14 protein-coding genes are annotated in these 16,523 nt (G+C 38.8%); 4 read left to right on the top strand and 10 right to left on the bottom strand.

Translation table 11 applies throughout. The features are described from left to right. Positions 1-1,282: 1,282 nt before the first annotated feature. Entirely contained in the window at positions 1,283-1,966 is a 684-nt protein-coding gene (locus tag V7654_RS23530; RefSeq protein WP_335433314.1) for a hypothetical protein, read from the bottom strand. A 226-nt stretch (positions 1,967-2,192) separates the two neighbouring features. Next, positions 2,193-3,131, bottom strand: coding sequence for a bifunctional helix-turn-helix transcriptional regulator/GNAT family N-acetyltransferase (locus V7654_RS23525; protein WP_335433312.1), 939 nt, complete (start codon positions 3,129-3,131; stop codon positions 2,193-2,195). A 237-nt stretch (positions 3,132-3,368) separates the two neighbouring features. Between V7654_RS23525 and V7654_RS23520 the strand changes: the two genes are divergently transcribed. Next, positions 3,369-4,106, top strand: a complete 738-nt coding sequence (locus V7654_RS23520) for a hypothetical protein (protein WP_335433311.1) — start codon at positions 3,369-3,371, stop codon at positions 4,104-4,106. A 194-nt stretch (positions 4,107-4,300) separates the two neighbouring features. Beyond that, positions 4,301-4,984, top strand: coding sequence for a hypothetical protein (locus V7654_RS23515; RefSeq protein ID WP_335433310.1), 684 nt, complete (start codon positions 4,301-4,303; stop codon positions 4,982-4,984). Positions 4,985-5,209: 225 nt separating this feature from the next. On the opposite strand, the gene V7654_RS23510 is transcribed toward V7654_RS23515, so the two are convergent. The 3 genes from V7654_RS23510 to V7654_RS23500 all read right to left on the bottom strand — a co-directional run bounded on the left by V7654_RS23510 (position 5,210) and on the right by V7654_RS23500 (position 7,503). After that, the gene (locus tag V7654_RS23510; RefSeq protein ID WP_335433309.1) at positions 5,210-6,313 is read right to left on the bottom strand and encodes a threonine aldolase family protein; all 1,104 of its coding nucleotides are present in this window, start codon (positions 6,311-6,313) and stop codon (positions 5,210-5,212) included. A 208-nt stretch (positions 6,314-6,521) separates the two neighbouring features. Next, positions 6,522-6,752 carry a glutaredoxin family protein gene (locus V7654_RS23505; protein WP_335433307.1) on the bottom strand — a complete coding sequence of 77 codons (231 nt, stop codon included), beginning with the start codon at positions 6,750-6,752 and terminating at the stop codon, positions 6,522-6,524. Positions 6,753-6,984: 232 nt separating this feature from the next. Next, the gene (locus tag V7654_RS23500) at positions 6,985-7,503 is read right to left on the bottom strand and encodes a GNAT family N-acetyltransferase (protein WP_335433306.1); all 519 of its coding nucleotides are present in this window, start codon (positions 7,501-7,503) and stop codon (positions 6,985-6,987) included. 263 nt (positions 7,504-7,766) lie between these two features. Between V7654_RS23500 and V7654_RS23495 the strand changes: the two genes are divergently transcribed. Continuing rightward, on the top strand, positions 7,767-8,267 hold the full coding sequence (locus V7654_RS23495) for an EamA family transporter (protein ID WP_335433304.1): 501 nt from the start codon (positions 7,767-7,769) through the stop codon (positions 8,265-8,267). 8 nt (positions 8,268-8,275) lie between these two features. Beyond that, a complete protein-coding gene (locus tag V7654_RS23490) occupies positions 8,276-8,635 on the top strand; it encodes an EamA family transporter (RefSeq protein ID WP_335433303.1) in 360 nt (119 codons plus the stop codon). 47 nt (positions 8,636-8,682) lie between these two features. Here the strand turns inward: V7654_RS23490 and V7654_RS23485 are convergent, their stop codons facing one another. The 5 genes from V7654_RS23485 to V7654_RS23465 form a co-directional block, all read right to left on the bottom strand. After that, a complete protein-coding gene (locus V7654_RS23485) occupies positions 8,683-9,579 on the bottom strand; it encodes a cupin domain-containing protein (RefSeq protein ID WP_335433301.1) in 897 nt (298 codons plus the stop codon). Between the two features lie 904 nt (positions 9,580-10,483). After that, positions 10,484-11,737, bottom strand: coding sequence for a M20 family metallo-hydrolase (locus V7654_RS23480; protein ID WP_335433300.1), 1,254 nt, complete (start codon positions 11,735-11,737; stop codon positions 10,484-10,486). A 122-nt stretch (positions 11,738-11,859) separates the two neighbouring features. Continuing rightward, a complete protein-coding gene (gene ald / locus V7654_RS23475; protein ID WP_335433299.1) occupies positions 11,860-12,954 on the bottom strand; it encodes an alanine dehydrogenase in 1,095 nt (364 codons plus the stop codon). Between the two features lie 115 nt (positions 12,955-13,069). Continuing rightward, the gene (locus tag V7654_RS23470; protein ID WP_335433297.1) at positions 13,070-14,425 is read right to left on the bottom strand and encodes an aspartate aminotransferase family protein; all 1,356 of its coding nucleotides are present in this window, start codon (positions 14,423-14,425) and stop codon (positions 13,070-13,072) included. Between the two features lie 46 nt (positions 14,426-14,471). Further along, on the bottom strand, positions 14,472-15,938 hold the full coding sequence (locus V7654_RS23465) for a CoA-acylating methylmalonate-semialdehyde dehydrogenase (RefSeq protein ID WP_335433296.1): 1,467 nt from the start codon (positions 15,936-15,938) through the stop codon (positions 14,472-14,474). Positions 15,939-16,523: the final 585 nt, after the last annotated feature.

Raw genomic sequence — 16,523 nt, 5'->3', positions numbered from 1 at the left:
ATATAAAACGTAACTCTTAACTTGAAAAACGTTATCTTATTGTCACACCTCTAGAATATTTTTCAGTTTTCTTTCAAAAACTAATTACACTCAATCTTTGAGGTGATCTAGATGATATTATCCATTTTTTTATCAATAACCTTAATTCTATTTATTTCCTTCTGTGTCACTTCAAAAAGAATGCATTTATTTGAAATTTTTTTCCTTTGGATGGTTATATGGTTACTTATCCATAACAGTTACTCATTAATTTTAATAAATCTTAAAGGATTAGGGTTTTCAAAAGACTTAGGGGATTTTTATACCCGTATTTTAAAGAGACTCGTCTTGTTTCCTCTTCTCATAATCTGGTTTTTTGATATTTCGTTAATTTTCAATAATAAAGTGAAAAAATATGGTCTTATTTTACTTGCGATTATTATGGTGGTATTAATCGAATATTGCTTTATTTTTTCAGGTCTCCTAATAAAAAAGAATTGGAATGTCGGCTATTCATTTATTCAATTCGGCTTTATTGTTTCTAGTTCATACTTTTTGTGGAATTACTATAGAAAGAAATTATTTGAAGAGAGGCGTTCGTTATAAATGTTAACTATGCCAAATGACTTTGATGAAAATGAATGGTTTATAATAATCATAATTCTTTTAAGTACAATTTTGTTTAAGCTACCTAAAAGATTCCCTTCAGAAATAACTATTTTATCCTATTATTAAGTGTAGCAATCCCTAAGATTATTGATCACACCATCGCCACCCCTTGGCCATATGATTTATATGACTTAAACGATTCGAATGCATTTGAATGGTTTGACTTAATTTTAGACGGGATTTATCTTCCTTTTGGTTATATGTGTGTTTATATTTATGACAAACTTATGCCGAAAGGAATAAAATTGGTTCTTTATATTGTAGTATGGACAATTTTTGCTATATTTTTTGATTATATCAGTGTTAAGTTCAATGTATTCACCTATCATGGCTGGAAACTGATGTACTCAATTCCAACATATATAGTAGTTATTTCAATTTTTTTATTCTTTTATGAATTTGTCAATTATTACTATAAAAAGACGATTAGAACATAGTTTCAAAACCCTTTTCCAACATGCAAAGTGATGGGTTTATTAATTAAACCTTTTTCAAATTATCCCATTCCTCTCGTTGCTTCGATATATACAACGTTTTCATTTCTTATTCAACTAACTGCCCGGTTAGTTGAAGTTCAAGATAGATAAATAATGAATACTTCCTTTCATTAAATCTATTCATTATTTCCTGTAATCTAAATTGGAATTAAGTCTATGTAAAGGAATCGGTCTTTTTTGGTGAAATAGTCAGGTGTTACCTTTTGTTCACCTAATTCAAAATTGATAGGAAATTTAAAGTTAGGACCATCAAATATAAAAGAATGGAACTCACCATTCTCTCCGCAGATATCGTGAGTTTCTTTAGGATAATCTCTTACAAACTCCCAGTCATATATTCTTCCTGCGAAGGTCTTATCTAATTTATCCATATCAATACATGTTAGCACTGTATTAAAGCCAAGGTTTATAAAGTCACTGCAGATCTCCTCTACAGGTATTTCCCAGAGAGGAAATAGTGGGGTTATTCCTGTTCCTAAAAGCATTTTTTCGCGATAATTCCGAACATCCTTTAGGTGAATATCACCGAAAGCAATATGAGTGACTCCGTCATCGTTCATCTTAGCAACGGCTTTACCCATAATTTCCTGATACTTTTCATCTGGACAATCCTTCGGGATCCAGACTTCTCTTAATGGAATGCCTAGGGACTCGGACTGCAGCTTAAGCAGTTCATATCGAACTCCATGAATTGAAACGCGATCAAAGCCTTCTGTAAGAGTCACAAGCAATGAGTCAATCTCGTAATCAGGATTATTTTGTATTTTAAATAAAGCAAGCGTTGAATCCTTGCCTCCACTATATCCAATCACAGTCTTCATCTAGCCCCTCCGATGTTTGCTTCATCAGCATAATATGTAATTTTCACGTTAGTCCAAGTAAGAACTCTTTCTCTCATCTAACATTTAGGACCACCTAGTTCCACTTTCATTCTGTCAGATCTTCACAATAAACAGCATGATGGTTCTCGCGACTAGCAAAATAGATGCTTGTTTATTTTGTACGAATGCCTTTTTATAGAATAAGAGCTGCCTCAATGAACTCTTCTTATGGAGTTAACGATTCATCAGAAAGATTTAATTCCCATCGTTCTTCCACTAATTTCGCCCCAGTCCATTCATCGTTTGGTTTATCTTCTGTTAATCTAAAATTATACTTTTGATAAAGATAACGAGCCGTTTTTAAAATGCTTACTGTCCATAAAAATATATTTTTGTAACCTTGTTCTTTACAGAAACCGATAGCAGTCTCCATAAGTTTCGTACCTATACCCATACCTTGATAATTTTCATCTAAAACAAACCATCTTAGCTGGGCAACTGAGTGATCGGATTTAGTAATGGCTATCGAACCAACCATTTTACCATCTACTTCAGCAATCCAAAGTTCTCCTCCATCAGTATTGATCATAAATTCTGTTAAGCCCTTCATAACATAATATTCAAATATCTTCCCAAAATTATATTTGTTTTCGTACAGCCTTCCATGCAAGTGTGCTACAAAACCAACATCCCCTGGTTGAAATGTTCTAATGGATACCTCTGGCTGAGCGGAATGTTCTTTTGAGAAAATTGATTCTATGGCTTCCATCGAACTTATCAACTTGTTCAGTTCACTATTGGACATTTTTTGAATCGATTTACTTACTTCGCGATTTGCATTTTCAACCAGGCCATTTAAAATTTCTTTACCATAGTCAGTAAGAAAGAGTAAGTATTGGCGTTTATCATCTGATGATTGCTCTTTAAAAATGATCTTCTCTTCCTCAAATTTTTGAACTATTCTGCTCATATAACCGCGATCAATCCCAAGGTTTTCTCTTATTTCTGTTGCTGTGCAGCCTTTTCTGATATGTATTTCAGTAATAACACGTGCCTCTGTTAAAGGAAAAGGTTGATTATAGATTTCTTGATCGATTTTACCTAAAACGTTCGCATAAAAACGATTGAATTTCCTAATCTTCTCTACATATTGGTTTGTATCCATCTCTTCCCTCCTGAATATTTCGAAAATTTATTACAAGCTTAAGTATAGAATTATTAGTTGACTTAGTCAACTTCCCCTTGTTATTTTTTATAAATCAAACATGAATTAAAACCTTCCTCACCACACCCTTTAGTAAAGTCGCCAATGGAATTATTTTTTAATATTCGAAGGTGTTCAACTGAGAAGGAATGGGTAATCTGACTATTATTGAACTTACTAAAAAAGGTGTGTCCCAACTTGAAGAATAAATTATATTCAGAAATTGCAGTCCCTATTGAAGCACCATTTGGCTTTATGCCTGGGGAGGAGAAAGAACGTGATTTTACTTTCGACAAAGAGGTTCGTTTTAAGGATTATCTGTTGGAGAAGGATGGAAGAAAGTATGATTTAAGTCTTGATGACAACGGACAATGGTACTTTTTCACCTCATTTGTTTGTGATTCTTTGGATGAGTTGAAGCTGTCGAGGCAAATTTTCAGGCCGACATATTTAAAAAGAGTAACTCTTCAGCTTGTAAATTTACTAGAAGATTTAAATCTCACTCCTTTATATGAAGGTCACGATAAAGCATATGGTCATGTGTTATCACTTGTTTCAGAATTAGATTCTGTACCCGCCTTTCAGCAGGCAAGGCTCGCAAACTATGATGGTAATGATGACCCGACCATAATTAAAAAAATCCATTTCATCGAAAATGAATACAAGGGTGAGAAAACACGCTTCATTTCAGGCTTCGAAACTCGTTCTTTTGCTACATTAACGGAGAATGAATTTTACGCACAAGAAATCCACCTTCCTGGTAATGCGCGTACATACTTAAAGCTGTTTATCTATTTTTCAAGGTATGGCTGCATGCCTTCCCAGCAAATGATGCCAAGATTCCTGGCGAATCTGTGGGCATCCACCCAAAGCTTGAACACTCAAAACAATCCAGCTTTGTTTAAATCAGAAGCTATAAATGATGGAAAAATTTAAAAAGTGAACCAGCATTTCTGCACAAACCAGAATGCTCTTTTTTACGATACACAGTAAAAATCTATTGGTTATCAGTCCTCTTTGGATTGTTAAACTGTCTTCTCAATTATTTTGATGATATTGACTAAATGGATCTAAGCAGGTAAAAGTATAAATATTAAAATGCTTTAAGATTTTCAGATAGGAGCAGACAAATGGCAGAAATATGGATAACTGAAGAAGTTATAACTGAAGAGTTTTTTAATAATTTAGGGCATTTCACAAGCTTGGATGGAGCCATTGAAAGAGTCTTTTTCATTGGAGGAGGTACAGAAGACGGTGACTATGTCGAAGAAAACAAGAACTTTTTACTCGATTTCCTTATTGCTCAAAACAACTATCCGCTCTATCTAACCTTTGTTCTATATGAGGACCAGGCAGAGGAATATATAACTTTTTTAAAAAGGAATCAATTAAATTTCACATTGCAGGACCTTGATGAAAAAAGATCATATTATGACTTCCTAGGCAGGCATCAATATCATCCACCTTGTTTTACTGTAAAGATTCCTTGTCCAAATGCCCTAAAGCTTGTAATGGATGAGACTTTTTGGCTTCCAGCACAAAATGAGTTTTACTCTATTTCCTATTCGGATAATTTGATATTCCGATTAGAGAAAGTGAAGGAATGGGGAAGGAAAAGAGACAGGTCCATCCCTATTTTTAAAATAGACGGAGAAACCACTTTTATCACTATTTTCCACGATGGAGCTGGATTTTACTTATTTTCTAATGAGGAGAAATTTTCATCTTTAGAAAGCCTTTGTTCCAATCTCCCTAAGGACACCGTCATCACACAGATAAATGATACTTTAATAAAGAATGACGATTATTGTTAGAGGGAGCAAGCAGTGTTGGTAAAACAACTACATGCAAAGAAATTGCAAAAACATATTATGCGTATTTACCCTTTCTTTGATAGTTAATGAATTGGCTGATGGTTACTGATCCACTTAACGGCGAAATAAAAAGTAGTCTCTAAACCATTTCCAAACTAAAAGGCATGAGCCCGTACAAACAGAACTCATGCCCTATTAAGTTAGCCAAAAACTCAAATTATTTATTTATTTAGTTTCAAACCTCAACTTCATCTTCAAATCAAGCAGATTAAATGCTTCTATCAAAGTTTCCTTTGGAACCTCTGAATAACGATCACCCAAACTCACTTCCCAATAACAGGAATTTTCTCCCGTTTCTCTTAAATGGTTGGTGATACCAACCCCTGTTCGTTGTTGAACTTCTATTATAACCGCTTCCACTTCCTCTTTTGCGTAAGGGATGTGAACATGAAACATATTTGAAACGGGAACTTGCGGAAGTGTTGAGATATCATGGCATGAATTATAAAACTGGGCGAGCTCCTTCGCATTATCATAGTACTGCTGCATTTTGTGAGCTCTTTTATCAAAATAGTAATCTGCTGAAAGTATATAAGGATACAAGCTTATTAAATCCCCGCCATAACGCTTTTTCCAGACCTTGGATTTCTCGATAAACGGTGGATCTCCAGCCAAAATCGCCCCTGCAATACCGCCAATGCCTTTATAAAAGGACAAATATACGCTATCAAAAAGCTCGCAAACTTCAGCTGCCGTTTTCTGATAGTAAGGTAGTACTTCAAGTAAACGGGCTCCATCAAGGTGTAGCTTAATCCCTTTCTTGCGGCAATGCTCAGAAATTTGTACAAGAGTCTCAAAGCCAGGTAACTGCCCTCCTATTTCACGCTGAGGCAATTCAAGCAACAGGCATGAAATACCAGCTTCCATTCCGACAACCTCTTCAAGTTCGATCACTCTATTTTTATCAGCAAGCAATACCGTTTCAATCTTATGTAATTCTTTCAAGCCATCTTCCTCGTGAATCTCCAGATGACATAAAGGATGATAAGCTACCTTTTGAGAACCCTTCTCATCACACCAGATTCGCAAAGCTATCTGCTGAGCCATCGTGCCGCTTGGGAAAAAGACAGCCTTCTCCTTCCCTAATAATGAAGCCATTTTAACCTGAAAATCTTCAATGACCTTCCCGCTTCCATAAATATCGCTTACCAAACTGCCATCAATATTCTTGAATGCTTCCTTTAATACCTGGACATCCCGTATACCATGTCCGGCCACTTGGTACCTAGATTGATTATATGAACCATGTAAAGTGACTGTTTCATCCATTACGTGTGCTCCTGTCTATTATTAGAAAGTTGTTTATGATTGCTTCTAATTATACCAAATTTTAAGAAAACAATAGCTATCCTATCTCGTTATCTAGAAAAGTACTTAAAAATTCGTGAAAAAAATCAGCTATGATTTATGCTATTTTTGACACTCCTAGAAATACTAAATAAAGTAAAAAAGAGGCCTTAGCCTCTTTTTCCATAACCTATTTTACATACTGCATCAGCGTTTCAGGATCAAAGCCGAGTACCCAGTGTCCATTTACATTTGTCTGCGGTACGCCCATCTGTCCAGTCTCTTCAACTAGCTTTTGGGCAGCTGCTTGATCTAACTGCACATTCACTTCTTTGTAGGTTAATCCTTGATCCTCAAGGAATTGTTTCATCATTGTACAGTACGGTCAAGTATTTGTTGTATAAACAGTAATATCGTTCAATCTGCATACCTCCTTTTATTTTTATAACCAAAATATTAACCCCAGTAATGTGTCAAACAGTCAAAACTGCTTTAACAATAATGATTTACTGAGATATAACTTTGTTTTTCCCTATTTGGTTAAAAAATAACAGACAAGGAAGGCCTGATTAGTTTTTTTAAGAAGGAAATACATAAAACAGCTCAAACCTTATTTCATATTAATCAATTTAAAATGGCTATATAGCCTCATCCTACAAATCGTTCTTTTCAAAATAAAAATAAACTAAGTCGTCCTTCAGTTCTTCATACTCTTTAAATCCTAATCTTTTCATTAAATGCAAAGATCTCTCATTTGCAGGTTCAACAGTTGCATCAATTGTATCTAAACCCATTTTTGTGAACCCGAAAAAAATGACTTCCTTCATTGCTTCAGACATAAAGCCTTTACCCCAATATTCTTCAGCTAAGTCAAAACCAACTTCCGCTATATAATTTTCATTTTTTCTCAAATAATGGAACCCTATCGTACCTATGAATTTATTATTGCTATTATCATACATACCCCATCTGCAGCCAGAGTCCTCTGTATGAAATTTTATAATCTCTTCAGCTTCATAAATTCCTTTGCAAGGTTCAATATCCATAAACCTGGTGACATCTTTATCTGAGAAATGTATGAAAACTTCTTTAGAGTTTTCAAGGGTTAAAATCCGCAAGTTCATTCTTTCAGTATCCAATGGTGGATAGTCAGTATTTTTAATTTCAAACATGTTTTAACACCTCATCGTATTTAAATACCATCAACTGTAAATTCTATAGTCGATAAAATATTCCTTCTTTAACAAAAAGAAACGGTAAGAAAACATCGTTTACTTGCTATCTTGATACATCTTAGTGAAGGATGTAATCAAAAGTTAGACTCGTTATTAACAAGGTCTCGGTGTTTGTTAAAACAACTGCTGAATATTACTGGGACTTTTTTACAAACTAAAAATGCATATTAGGTTCACACAGAAATGGAGTTAGCCAAAACATGAGCATTATTTTAGCACTACTGGCTGCCTTATTTGCTTCTTTCACAGCAATACTAGCTAAGATGAGAATCGAGAATGTTGATTCTAATTTGGCTACAGCAGTCAGGACCATCGTCGTTTTGATTATGGCATTTCTAATGGTGGTCATAACGAGACAAACTGATAACATTATGACCGTTTCTATGCACGCATTCATTTTCCTGGTACTATCAGGACTAACAACAGGTTTATCATGGTTATGTTTTTTTAAAGCTATACAAATTGGGGATGTATCGAAGGTTGTACCGATTGATAAAGCAAGTGTAGTCTTAACGATCATATTATCCTTTATTGTTCTCAAGGAACCTGCTACGGCTACAATCGTAACTGGGGGTATAGTGATTTCAATTGGAACTTTCGTTTTAATAGGAAAAAAAGATAAGAATAACAAAGAGAAGAAGGTCTTCAGTGCAAAATCTTATATTTCCTCGCAATTCTATCAGCTATTTTTGCCGCACTAACTAATATTTTGGCAAAAATCGGGATTGAAGACGTGGATTCTAATGTTGCTACCTTTATCCGCACAATAGTGATACTTTTATTTGCCTGGGGCATTGTTTTCTTTCAGGGAACTATTAAAGAACTCAACAAGATCACAAGGAAAGCATATATATTCCTAATTTTGTCAGGAGCAGCAACAGGACTTTCGTGGCTTTGCTACTTTGGCGCTCTTGCACTTGGGAAGGTAAGTATTGTTAATCCTATCGACAAGTTTAGTGTAGTACTTACCATGGTATTAAGCTTTATTATTTTAAAAGAAAAGCCAACCAAGTTTACTATTGCTGGAGCCATTCTGATTACAATTGGTACAGGGATGTTGATTATTTAATTTCATCACAACTAAACAAAAAAAGGACTCAGCAGTCCTTTTTTTTATTACATTTCTTCAGCAGCCATGGCATCTTCTTTCGTTTCATGGACAGTACCAAATGGATGCTCAGGCGGTGCATAGATTGCATAAATTTTAAGCGGTTTATCTCCTGTATTGGTGACATTGTGCCATTTTCCAGCAGGAATCATGATCGCATAATCATCAAACGCCTGTTCTTCAAAATCTAATTGATCTTTACTGTCACCCATCTGAACAAGACCTTGACCTTCTTCAATACGCAGGAATTGATCCGTAGTCGGATGAACCTCTAACCCGATATCATCTCCAACATTAATACTCATCAAGGTCACTTGCAGATTTTTTCCAGTCCATAAAGCTGTGCGGTAAGTATCGTTTTGTGTAGTAGCCTCGTCAATATTCACTACAAAAGGTTCTCGACCATAGTCTCTTATTTCCAAAGGAACATCATTACTTAAAACAGCAAATCTTGATGCATACTCTGATTTTGCGGAAAAAGCCCATGCAAAAACATGTTGTACTAGCGGATGTTGACTAAGGGAAAAACTGTTTCGATATTCTTGATAACCCTCTGCCTCAGCTGCATAAGCCTTCTGCAAACCCTCTCTATAACTGTGAAAAGTAACTTTGTCAACTTCATACTCAGGCTGGATTCCTGTAAGGGACACATACAGATCAGTAAATTGTTGCAAATAAAATTTCTTGCCTTCTGCTGCATACAAAATGACACTTTTATGATTTTGATTAGGCGCAGCATCTGCTATGCGCTGATAAAAATCAACTTCTGAAGCTTCTCTTTTGATACCAGTAAGTATGGCTTCAAATAATTCCGGAAATGTTCCTTCGCGATTTAAGTTATTGAACGGTGCATTTGCATTACTGTAATAAGCATACATTCTCGGGTCATTATACAATTTAATCATTCCCTTCAAAGGTCTACAGATGTATCTTATGCCTTTGATTAGTAAATGGACTTTAGTCCATATTTTCTGTGGGAAATGAATGTGGCTGCCTATATAACTTTACTTCATTAAAAGCGACTTTTTAAAAATTGTTGGTTGAAAATATAATGTTTCCTTCTTACCCTTTAATCTTTTCATCTCCTTTTCTAAAGAAACCAATCTCTTATGAATACGATAAATGATTTTATTGGCAATTAGGCAATAATGAAGATAATCAACCAACCTATGTGTATAAATCCCCCCTAAATGTACAAGCTTCCATTGCAAAAATCTATGAAACTGCTTTATAGTTCATCTCACTTTCAATGTTCGTCACCAAATTCCAAAGTACGACATTATGTAAAAATAAAGTCATATCCTGCGCTTTCCCGAGAAATAATTTCTGAATTTATTGAAAATTTCCATAAAAAATCATAGAGATTTTTCCATTCATTTAACCCCTTTCTCCACCGGCTGGACGTATGGTAAGAATTTTTTATTCTAATGGACTTATTTAACAATATTTATACAAACCTACCAATTTCAAATAAAGAACAATCAATATCACCCCTTCTTAAATTAGATTGATAATACATTCTTAGACCAGTTCTATTTTTGTAAAATTCTTTACGATTATCAAAGCTAATTGGTTAAAAAGAAGAAGCCGATACATGCTGTATCGGCTTCTTCTCTTTAATTCAAATCAAAAACTGCCTCTAAACAAAGATTCTGAGAATCGTATAAAACTTCCCCATTGATCATTGTAAGTTCAACCTTCATTTTCTTTTATTAAGCTTTTCTCTTGATTCAATATACTGCCTCTTTAACACTCTAAAGCACTGGGGGTCAGACCCCCGGCGCTTTAAAGGGGTAAAATGTTTTTGTTTTAGGCTTTTTCTGCCATCTTTACTGTTGTCCGGTACAGTAATTCTGTTCCTAAGGATATATCCTCTATGGTAGAGAATTCTGCTGGATTGTGGCTGATTCCGTCTTTGCAGCGGACGAAGATCATTCCGTAATCACAGACGTATGATAAAGCTAGGGAATCGTGGAATGGACCGCTCATCAACTCCATCGTATCCAATGCCATATTCTTGCTTTCCTCACGCATGACATCCATTATTTCATTGGAGCAGTAACGCGGCTCACTATTTGTGTCCTTCGAGATCTTGCATGTTAATCCATGCTGAGCTGTGATCTCGTCAATTCTCATTCTGAGCTGCTCTTCTATCCGGTGTCTTCTATTAATATCAATATCTCTTAAATCCACTGTAAAGCTGACTTTTTCAGGAATTATGTTTCTTGAATCCGGGAAGACCTTTAAGCTTCCTACAGTACCAACCGTTGGGGCATCTGGATCTTCACTTGCCAATTCGTTGAGGGCAATAATAACCTTCGCTGCACCGACTAATGCATCCTGCCTCATCGGCATTGGTACGGAACCAGCATGTCCAGCAAATCCCTCTAATTCAACGGTCAACCACAACGGGCCTGAAATCCCAGTAACTATGCCAACCGGCAAGTTATTCTTCTCAAGAACAGGACCCTGTTCAATGTGCATTTCAAGGAAAGCAGCGATACTCACCTCTGGATATTGAGATGCCTGGAAATTCTCTGGATCACAGCCAAACTCTATCAGTGCTTCTCTCCTGGTTACTCCCTCTTTGTCTGCCCGTTCCAGCTCACCTTCTTCCAGTTTGCCGAGGATTCCCCTGACACCAAACAGTCCTTTGTTGAATCGGCAACCCTCCTCATCGCAAAAAGCAACGACTTCGATCGGCACCTTAGGGACAATATTGTGCTCCTTCATCGTTTGCACGACCTCCAAAGCACCTAGCACACCAATTGCCCCATCAAACCGGCCGCCATAAGGCTGCGAATCTATGTGGGATCCAAGCATTAAAATCGGTGCATCTGGACTTTCACCTTCGAACCGTCCAATCAGGTTACCGAAATCGTCGATTCTTGCAGTTAGTCCTGCATCCTCCATCCACGACTTAACCTTTTCAACTCCCTGGCGGTCCTCCTTGGACAAGGCAAGACGGCATACACCTGTTTCACCGATCTTCCCAATCTCCGCTAACTCATTGATTCGTTGTTCCAAACGCTGTTTGTTGATTGTTAAAGTCTGCAAAGTCATGAAAAATACCTCCTTTATAAGAAAATCACTTTTGAGTACTGATATTTGAGGTGCATTGCCTCTCGCAAGCGCTCTAAGCTCTTAAAAATTATCAATTTTGCTATCAAAAAATAACAAACTCCCTAAATCATCGTCATCTGATGAGCCTTAGCAACTTCATCATAAACAATCCTTCCACTAACCACATTCAGCCCCTTATGTAAGGCTTCATTCTCCTCGAATGCCTGCTTATAGCCTTTGTTAGCTATTTGTAAAATATATGGAACCGTCACATTGGTAAGCGCCATTGTTGAAGTCCTCGGGACTGCGCCAGGCATATTCCCCACCGCATAATGGACAACGCCGTGTTTTACATATGTCGGATTGGCATGTGTGGTAACATGGGTGGCTGTTTCAAAAATCCCGCCCTGATCGATTGCAACGTCGACAATGACGGATCCTTCCTGCATCAGGCAGACCATTTCTTCAGTTACCAGTTTCGGAGCCTTCGCACCCGGAATAAGTACCGCGCCAATGACCAGGTCAGATTCTGCAACAGTATCTGCTATCGTATAAGGACTCGACATCAATGTCGTGATGCTATTGCCGAAAATATCATCAAGCTCACGCAGACGATCCGGACTCACATCAAGGATTGATACTTGTGCCCCAAGACCAACTGCAACCTTGGCGGCATTCGTGCCGACCACACCTCCGCCTATGATCGTAACTTTACCTCTGTTCACACCAGGCACACCACCAAGCAAGACACCCTTGCCTCCACGGGATTTTTCAAGGAAAGATGCCCCGATTTGGGTTGCCATCCTTCCAGCAACCTCACTCATCGGTGTCAGTAATGGTAACGTCCTATTTGGCAGCTGCACGGTCTCATAGGCAATCGCCACGACATTCTTTTCTACCAAAGCCTCTGTCAAAGCGCGATCAGCTGCCAGATGTAAATACGTAAACAAAATCAGTCCATCATAAAAATATTGATACTCATCAGGAGTAGGCTCCTTCACCTTAACAACCATTTCGCTTTTCCATACTTCTGCGGCCGTATCAACAATCAACGCGCCAGCTTCCATGTAAAGCTCATCGATAAAACCGGAATTCAGCCCCGCTCCTTTTTCCACCAAGACCTGATGCTGATGCTGAACGAGCTGCATCACTCCCGCCGGTGTAAGCGCGACCCTGTTCTCATTGTTTTTAATCTCTTTAGGCACACCAATTTTCATTGTCCATCTACCTCTCTGGTAACATATTGGAATCTCATTGGACATTGTGCAAAACACTCGTAATCCTAAAAACTTCCAAGGATTACGAGTGTCAAAGTTGGTTCTTAATAATCTTCTACTGAATCGCCTTCAACTCATCGGTCAGGGTCTGAATAATAAACTCAAGATCCTCCGTCTCGATATTCAGCGGCGGAGATAAAGTCAGAACATTGTTGTATCCAGCAACGGTTGCGCCATTTTTACCAATAATGAGGCCCTTGCCCTTGCACCCGCCAATCACCTTATTGACAAGGTCAAAACCAAGTGGCTCCTTAGATAATTTATCCTTAACGAGTTCGATTCCGACGAGCAGGCCTTTCCCGCGTACATCTCCAACAAACGGATGGTCAGCCAGTTGCGAAGCCAAGCTTTGCTTCAAGTAATCTCCAAGCTCCCTCGACCGGTCAAACAGCTGCTCATTTTCCATGATTTCAAGATTCTTCAAAGCTAGCGCACAGGCAGCCGGATTGCCTCCGAACGTATTCACATGGCGGAAATAATCATATTCCTCTGAGCCTTTAAAAGCTTCATAGATATCCTTACGAACGGCTGTAGCGGACAAAGGAAGGTAAGCGCTCGTGATTCCCTTAGCCATCGTGATGATATCCGGTTTAACATCGTAATTCATAAAGCCAAAAGGCTTTCCAGTCCGGCCGAATCCACAAATGACTTCATCAACAATCAGCAGCGCGCCATGCTTTTCACAAACCTCTTTTACACCCTTCATATACTGATCCGGCGGAACAAGCACGCCGCCGCCAGTAATGATTGGCTCCATAATGACACCGGCAATCGTCTCGCTCAACTCCCAGGTCATCACCCTGTCGATATCCTTCACGGATTCCAGCTCACTTGCCGGAGCATCCACCTTATCCTTGCCACGATACAGATCCGGCGGCGGCACATGCAGGAATCCAGGTGCCAGCGGTTCATACTTATACTTCCGCTGCGCCTGGCCAGTTGCCGCCAATGAACCCATTGAATTCCCATGGTAGGCCCGATAGCGGGAGATGATTTTGTAACGGCTGCCTTCCCCTTTTTGCTGGTGGTACTGCCTAACGAGTTTGAACGCAGTCTCGTTAGCCTCAGACCCGCTGTTGGAAAAGAAGATCACATACTCGTCACCAAGCATTTCATTCAATTTTTCCGCCAGTTTAATCGCCGGAATATGGCTCTGGCTGAGCGGGAAATAAGCCATTTGCTTTAGCTGTTCATAGGCAGCCTCCGCAAGCTCCTCCCGGCCGTATCCAACATTCACACACCACAGGCCGGCCATAGCATCCAAATATCTTTTTCCATTATGATCCGTCACCCACGAACCTTCTGCCTTCTCAGCAATCAAGGTACTATCCGGGCTGTACGGCTTCATCGAGTGCCAGACATAATCCCGATCCTTCGTGAGAAAATCTTCACCTTGTTTAATCTTTGTCATTCCTGCCTTCCTCCTACTTTCAGGCTTTTACAAAAAACTTCCCCGATTAATAATCAAATCTAGAAGTGATCATCTTTTTACGCGTAAAGAAGTTCACCCCATCCTTGCCATTCACATGCAGGTCTCCGTAGAAAGAATCCTTCCATCCTGAGAATGGGAAGAAGGCCATTGTTGCCGGAACGCCAACATTGACTCCTAGCATTCCTGCATCTGCTTCTTCTCTAAATTGTCTAATGGCTTTTGCATCCTTTGAATAAATGGTCGCACCGTTTCCGTAACGGGATTTTCGAAGATATTCAAGTGCCTCATCCAGATCCTCCGCTCTCAGTAAGCTTAATACCGGCGCAAAAATTTCATCCTTCGCAATCGTCATGTCAGGTAAAACATGGTCAAAAATTGTTGGCCCCAAGAATGTGCCATCCTTGAACTCATCCATTTCATTCCGCCCATCAAGTAGCAGTGTCGCCCCTTCTTCCACTCCCTTTTCGATATAGCCCAGCACCTTTTCACGGTGAGAGTCACGGATTACTGGAGTGAGGAGAACCTCGTCATCCAATCCATTTCCGATGACAAGCTCGTCAGCCTTCTGCTTCAACGCCTGAACAAACTGATCTCCATCGCCAACCACGACAACAGCACTGCACGCCATGCAACGCTGGCCCGCACTTCCATAAGCAGAGCTGACGATATGAGTAACAGCCTTTTCCATATCCGCATCCGGCATGACGATATGGTGATTCTTAGCCCCGGACAAGGCCTGGACACGCTTCCCTTGTGCCGCTGCTCTTTCATACACATATTTCGCAACTGGCTGTGATCCAACGAAGGAAATCGCTTTTACATCTTCATGGTCAAGCAAGCCATTCACGACGTCATGGGCTCCATGAACGATATTCAGCACGCCTTTAGGAGCGCCCGCTTCTGAAAACAGTTCAACCAATTCATTTGCTAAAAGCGGTGTCCGCTCAGATGGCTTTAGCACAAATGTGTTTCCACAGGCAATCGCCAGCGGGAACATCCACAAAGGCACCATCATCGGAAAGTTAAAAGGAGTAATTCCTCCTACAACACCAAGAGGATAACGGAACATTTCAGAGTCAATGTCCTCAGCAATATTGGAGAGACTCTCACCCATCATCAACGTTGGCGCCCCTGCTGCAAACTCCACGCACTCGATACCGCGCTGGACTTCACCATGCGCTTCCTTATAGGCTTTGCCGTTTTCCTGAACGATCAGCTTCGCCAGCTTCTCATGATTTTCGCTCAACAAATAATGATATTTATATAAAATTCTCGCCCGTTTCGGCACCGGAGTGTTTTTCCATGTTTTGAACGCTTCATTTGCAGCACTTACAGCAAGCTCTACATCTGCTTTTGAAGAAACAGGGACCTTCGCCAATACTTCACCTGTTGCCGGGTTCGGTACATCCAGAGTTTCAGTGCACTGTGCAACCACCCATTCACCATTAATAAAGTTCTTCAATACAGCTGTTTCATTTTTGATCACAGTCATTATTACGAAGCCTCCTTTATCTTTTTCTAAATTTTTAAAAAATTTATCTTATAGTAAAATTATCTTTGATTTGCAACAAGCTTTCATTAGACACTATGTAAAATAACTTGACAGTAATTTTACACATTTTGAAAAAATAAGACTGGCACTCTAATGCAAGCCACTCTTTTCTAAAGTCTTTAATTTTCACTCTGAATTGCTATTAATCTATTCAATTTTTATTCAAATTCATCAAATCTTTTTTCGCTCTGAATGGTCTTTATTAAAACTATTCATAGGGATTTGCCCTCTTCAAATGGTCGTTATCGCATTTGTTAAAACCATTTATGGAGAAATTTCATATTCGAATGGTCGTTATAGCCTTTATAAGAACCTCTCTCAGCGAAGTTTCCTGTTCGAATGGTCGTTATCTCCTCTATAGGAACCTTTCAAAGCAAAGTTTCCTGTTCGAATGGTCATTACCGCCTCTATAAGAACCTTTCACAGGGAAATTTCCTCTTCGAATGGTCGTTACCGCCTCTATAAGAACCTTTCACAGGGAAATTTCCTCTTCGAATGGTCGTTACCGCCTCTCCCATAACAACT

The organism is Bacillus sp. JJ1609, assembly GCF_036967045.1.
Classification (GTDB): domain Bacteria; phylum Bacillota; class Bacilli; order Bacillales; family Cytobacillaceae; genus Mesobacillus.
The sequence above is the reverse complement of the archived record's forward strand: the minus strand, read 5'-3'. Positions and strand labels throughout refer to the sequence as shown.

What these genes read in the sequence shown, in the direction of transcription:
- V7654_RS23500 (WP_335433306.1), bottom strand. Translation starts at nt 7,503, where the DNA reads ATGTTTGAAATTAAAAATACTGACTATCCACCATTGGATACTGAAAGA.
- ald (WP_335433299.1), bottom strand. Translation starts at nt 12,954, where the DNA reads ATGAAAATTGGTGTGCCTAAAGAGATTAAAAACAATGAGAACAGGGTC.
- V7654_RS23530 (WP_335433314.1), bottom strand. Translation starts at nt 1,966, where the DNA reads ATGAAGACTGTGATTGGATATAGTGGAGGCAAGGATTCAACGCTTGCT.
- V7654_RS23510 (WP_335433309.1), bottom strand. Translation starts at nt 6,313, where the DNA reads ATGGATGAAACAGTCACTTTACATGGTTCATATAATCAATCTAGGTAC.
- V7654_RS23515 (WP_335433310.1), top strand. Translation starts at nt 4,301, where the DNA reads ATGGCAGAAATATGGATAACTGAAGAAGTTATAACTGAAGAGTTTTTT.
- V7654_RS23465 (WP_335433296.1), bottom strand. Translation starts at nt 15,938, where the DNA reads ATGACTGTGATCAAAAATGAAACAGCTGTATTGAAGAACTTTATTAAT.
- V7654_RS23470 (WP_335433297.1), bottom strand. Translation starts at nt 14,425, where the DNA reads ATGACAAAGATTAAACAAGGTGAAGATTTTCTCACGAAGGATCGGGAT.
- V7654_RS23480 (WP_335433300.1), bottom strand. Translation starts at nt 11,737, where the DNA reads ATGACTTTGCAGACTTTAACAATCAACAAACAGCGTTTGGAACAACGA.
- V7654_RS23495 (WP_335433304.1), top strand. Translation starts at nt 7,767, where the DNA reads ATGAGCATTATTTTAGCACTACTGGCTGCCTTATTTGCTTCTTTCACA.
- V7654_RS23485 (WP_335433301.1), bottom strand. Translation starts at nt 9,579, where the DNA reads ATGATTAAATTGTATAATGACCCGAGAATGTATGCTTATTACAGTAAT.
- V7654_RS23525 (WP_335433312.1), bottom strand. Translation starts at nt 3,131, where the DNA reads ATGGATACAAACCAATATGTAGAGAAGATTAGGAAATTCAATCGTTTT.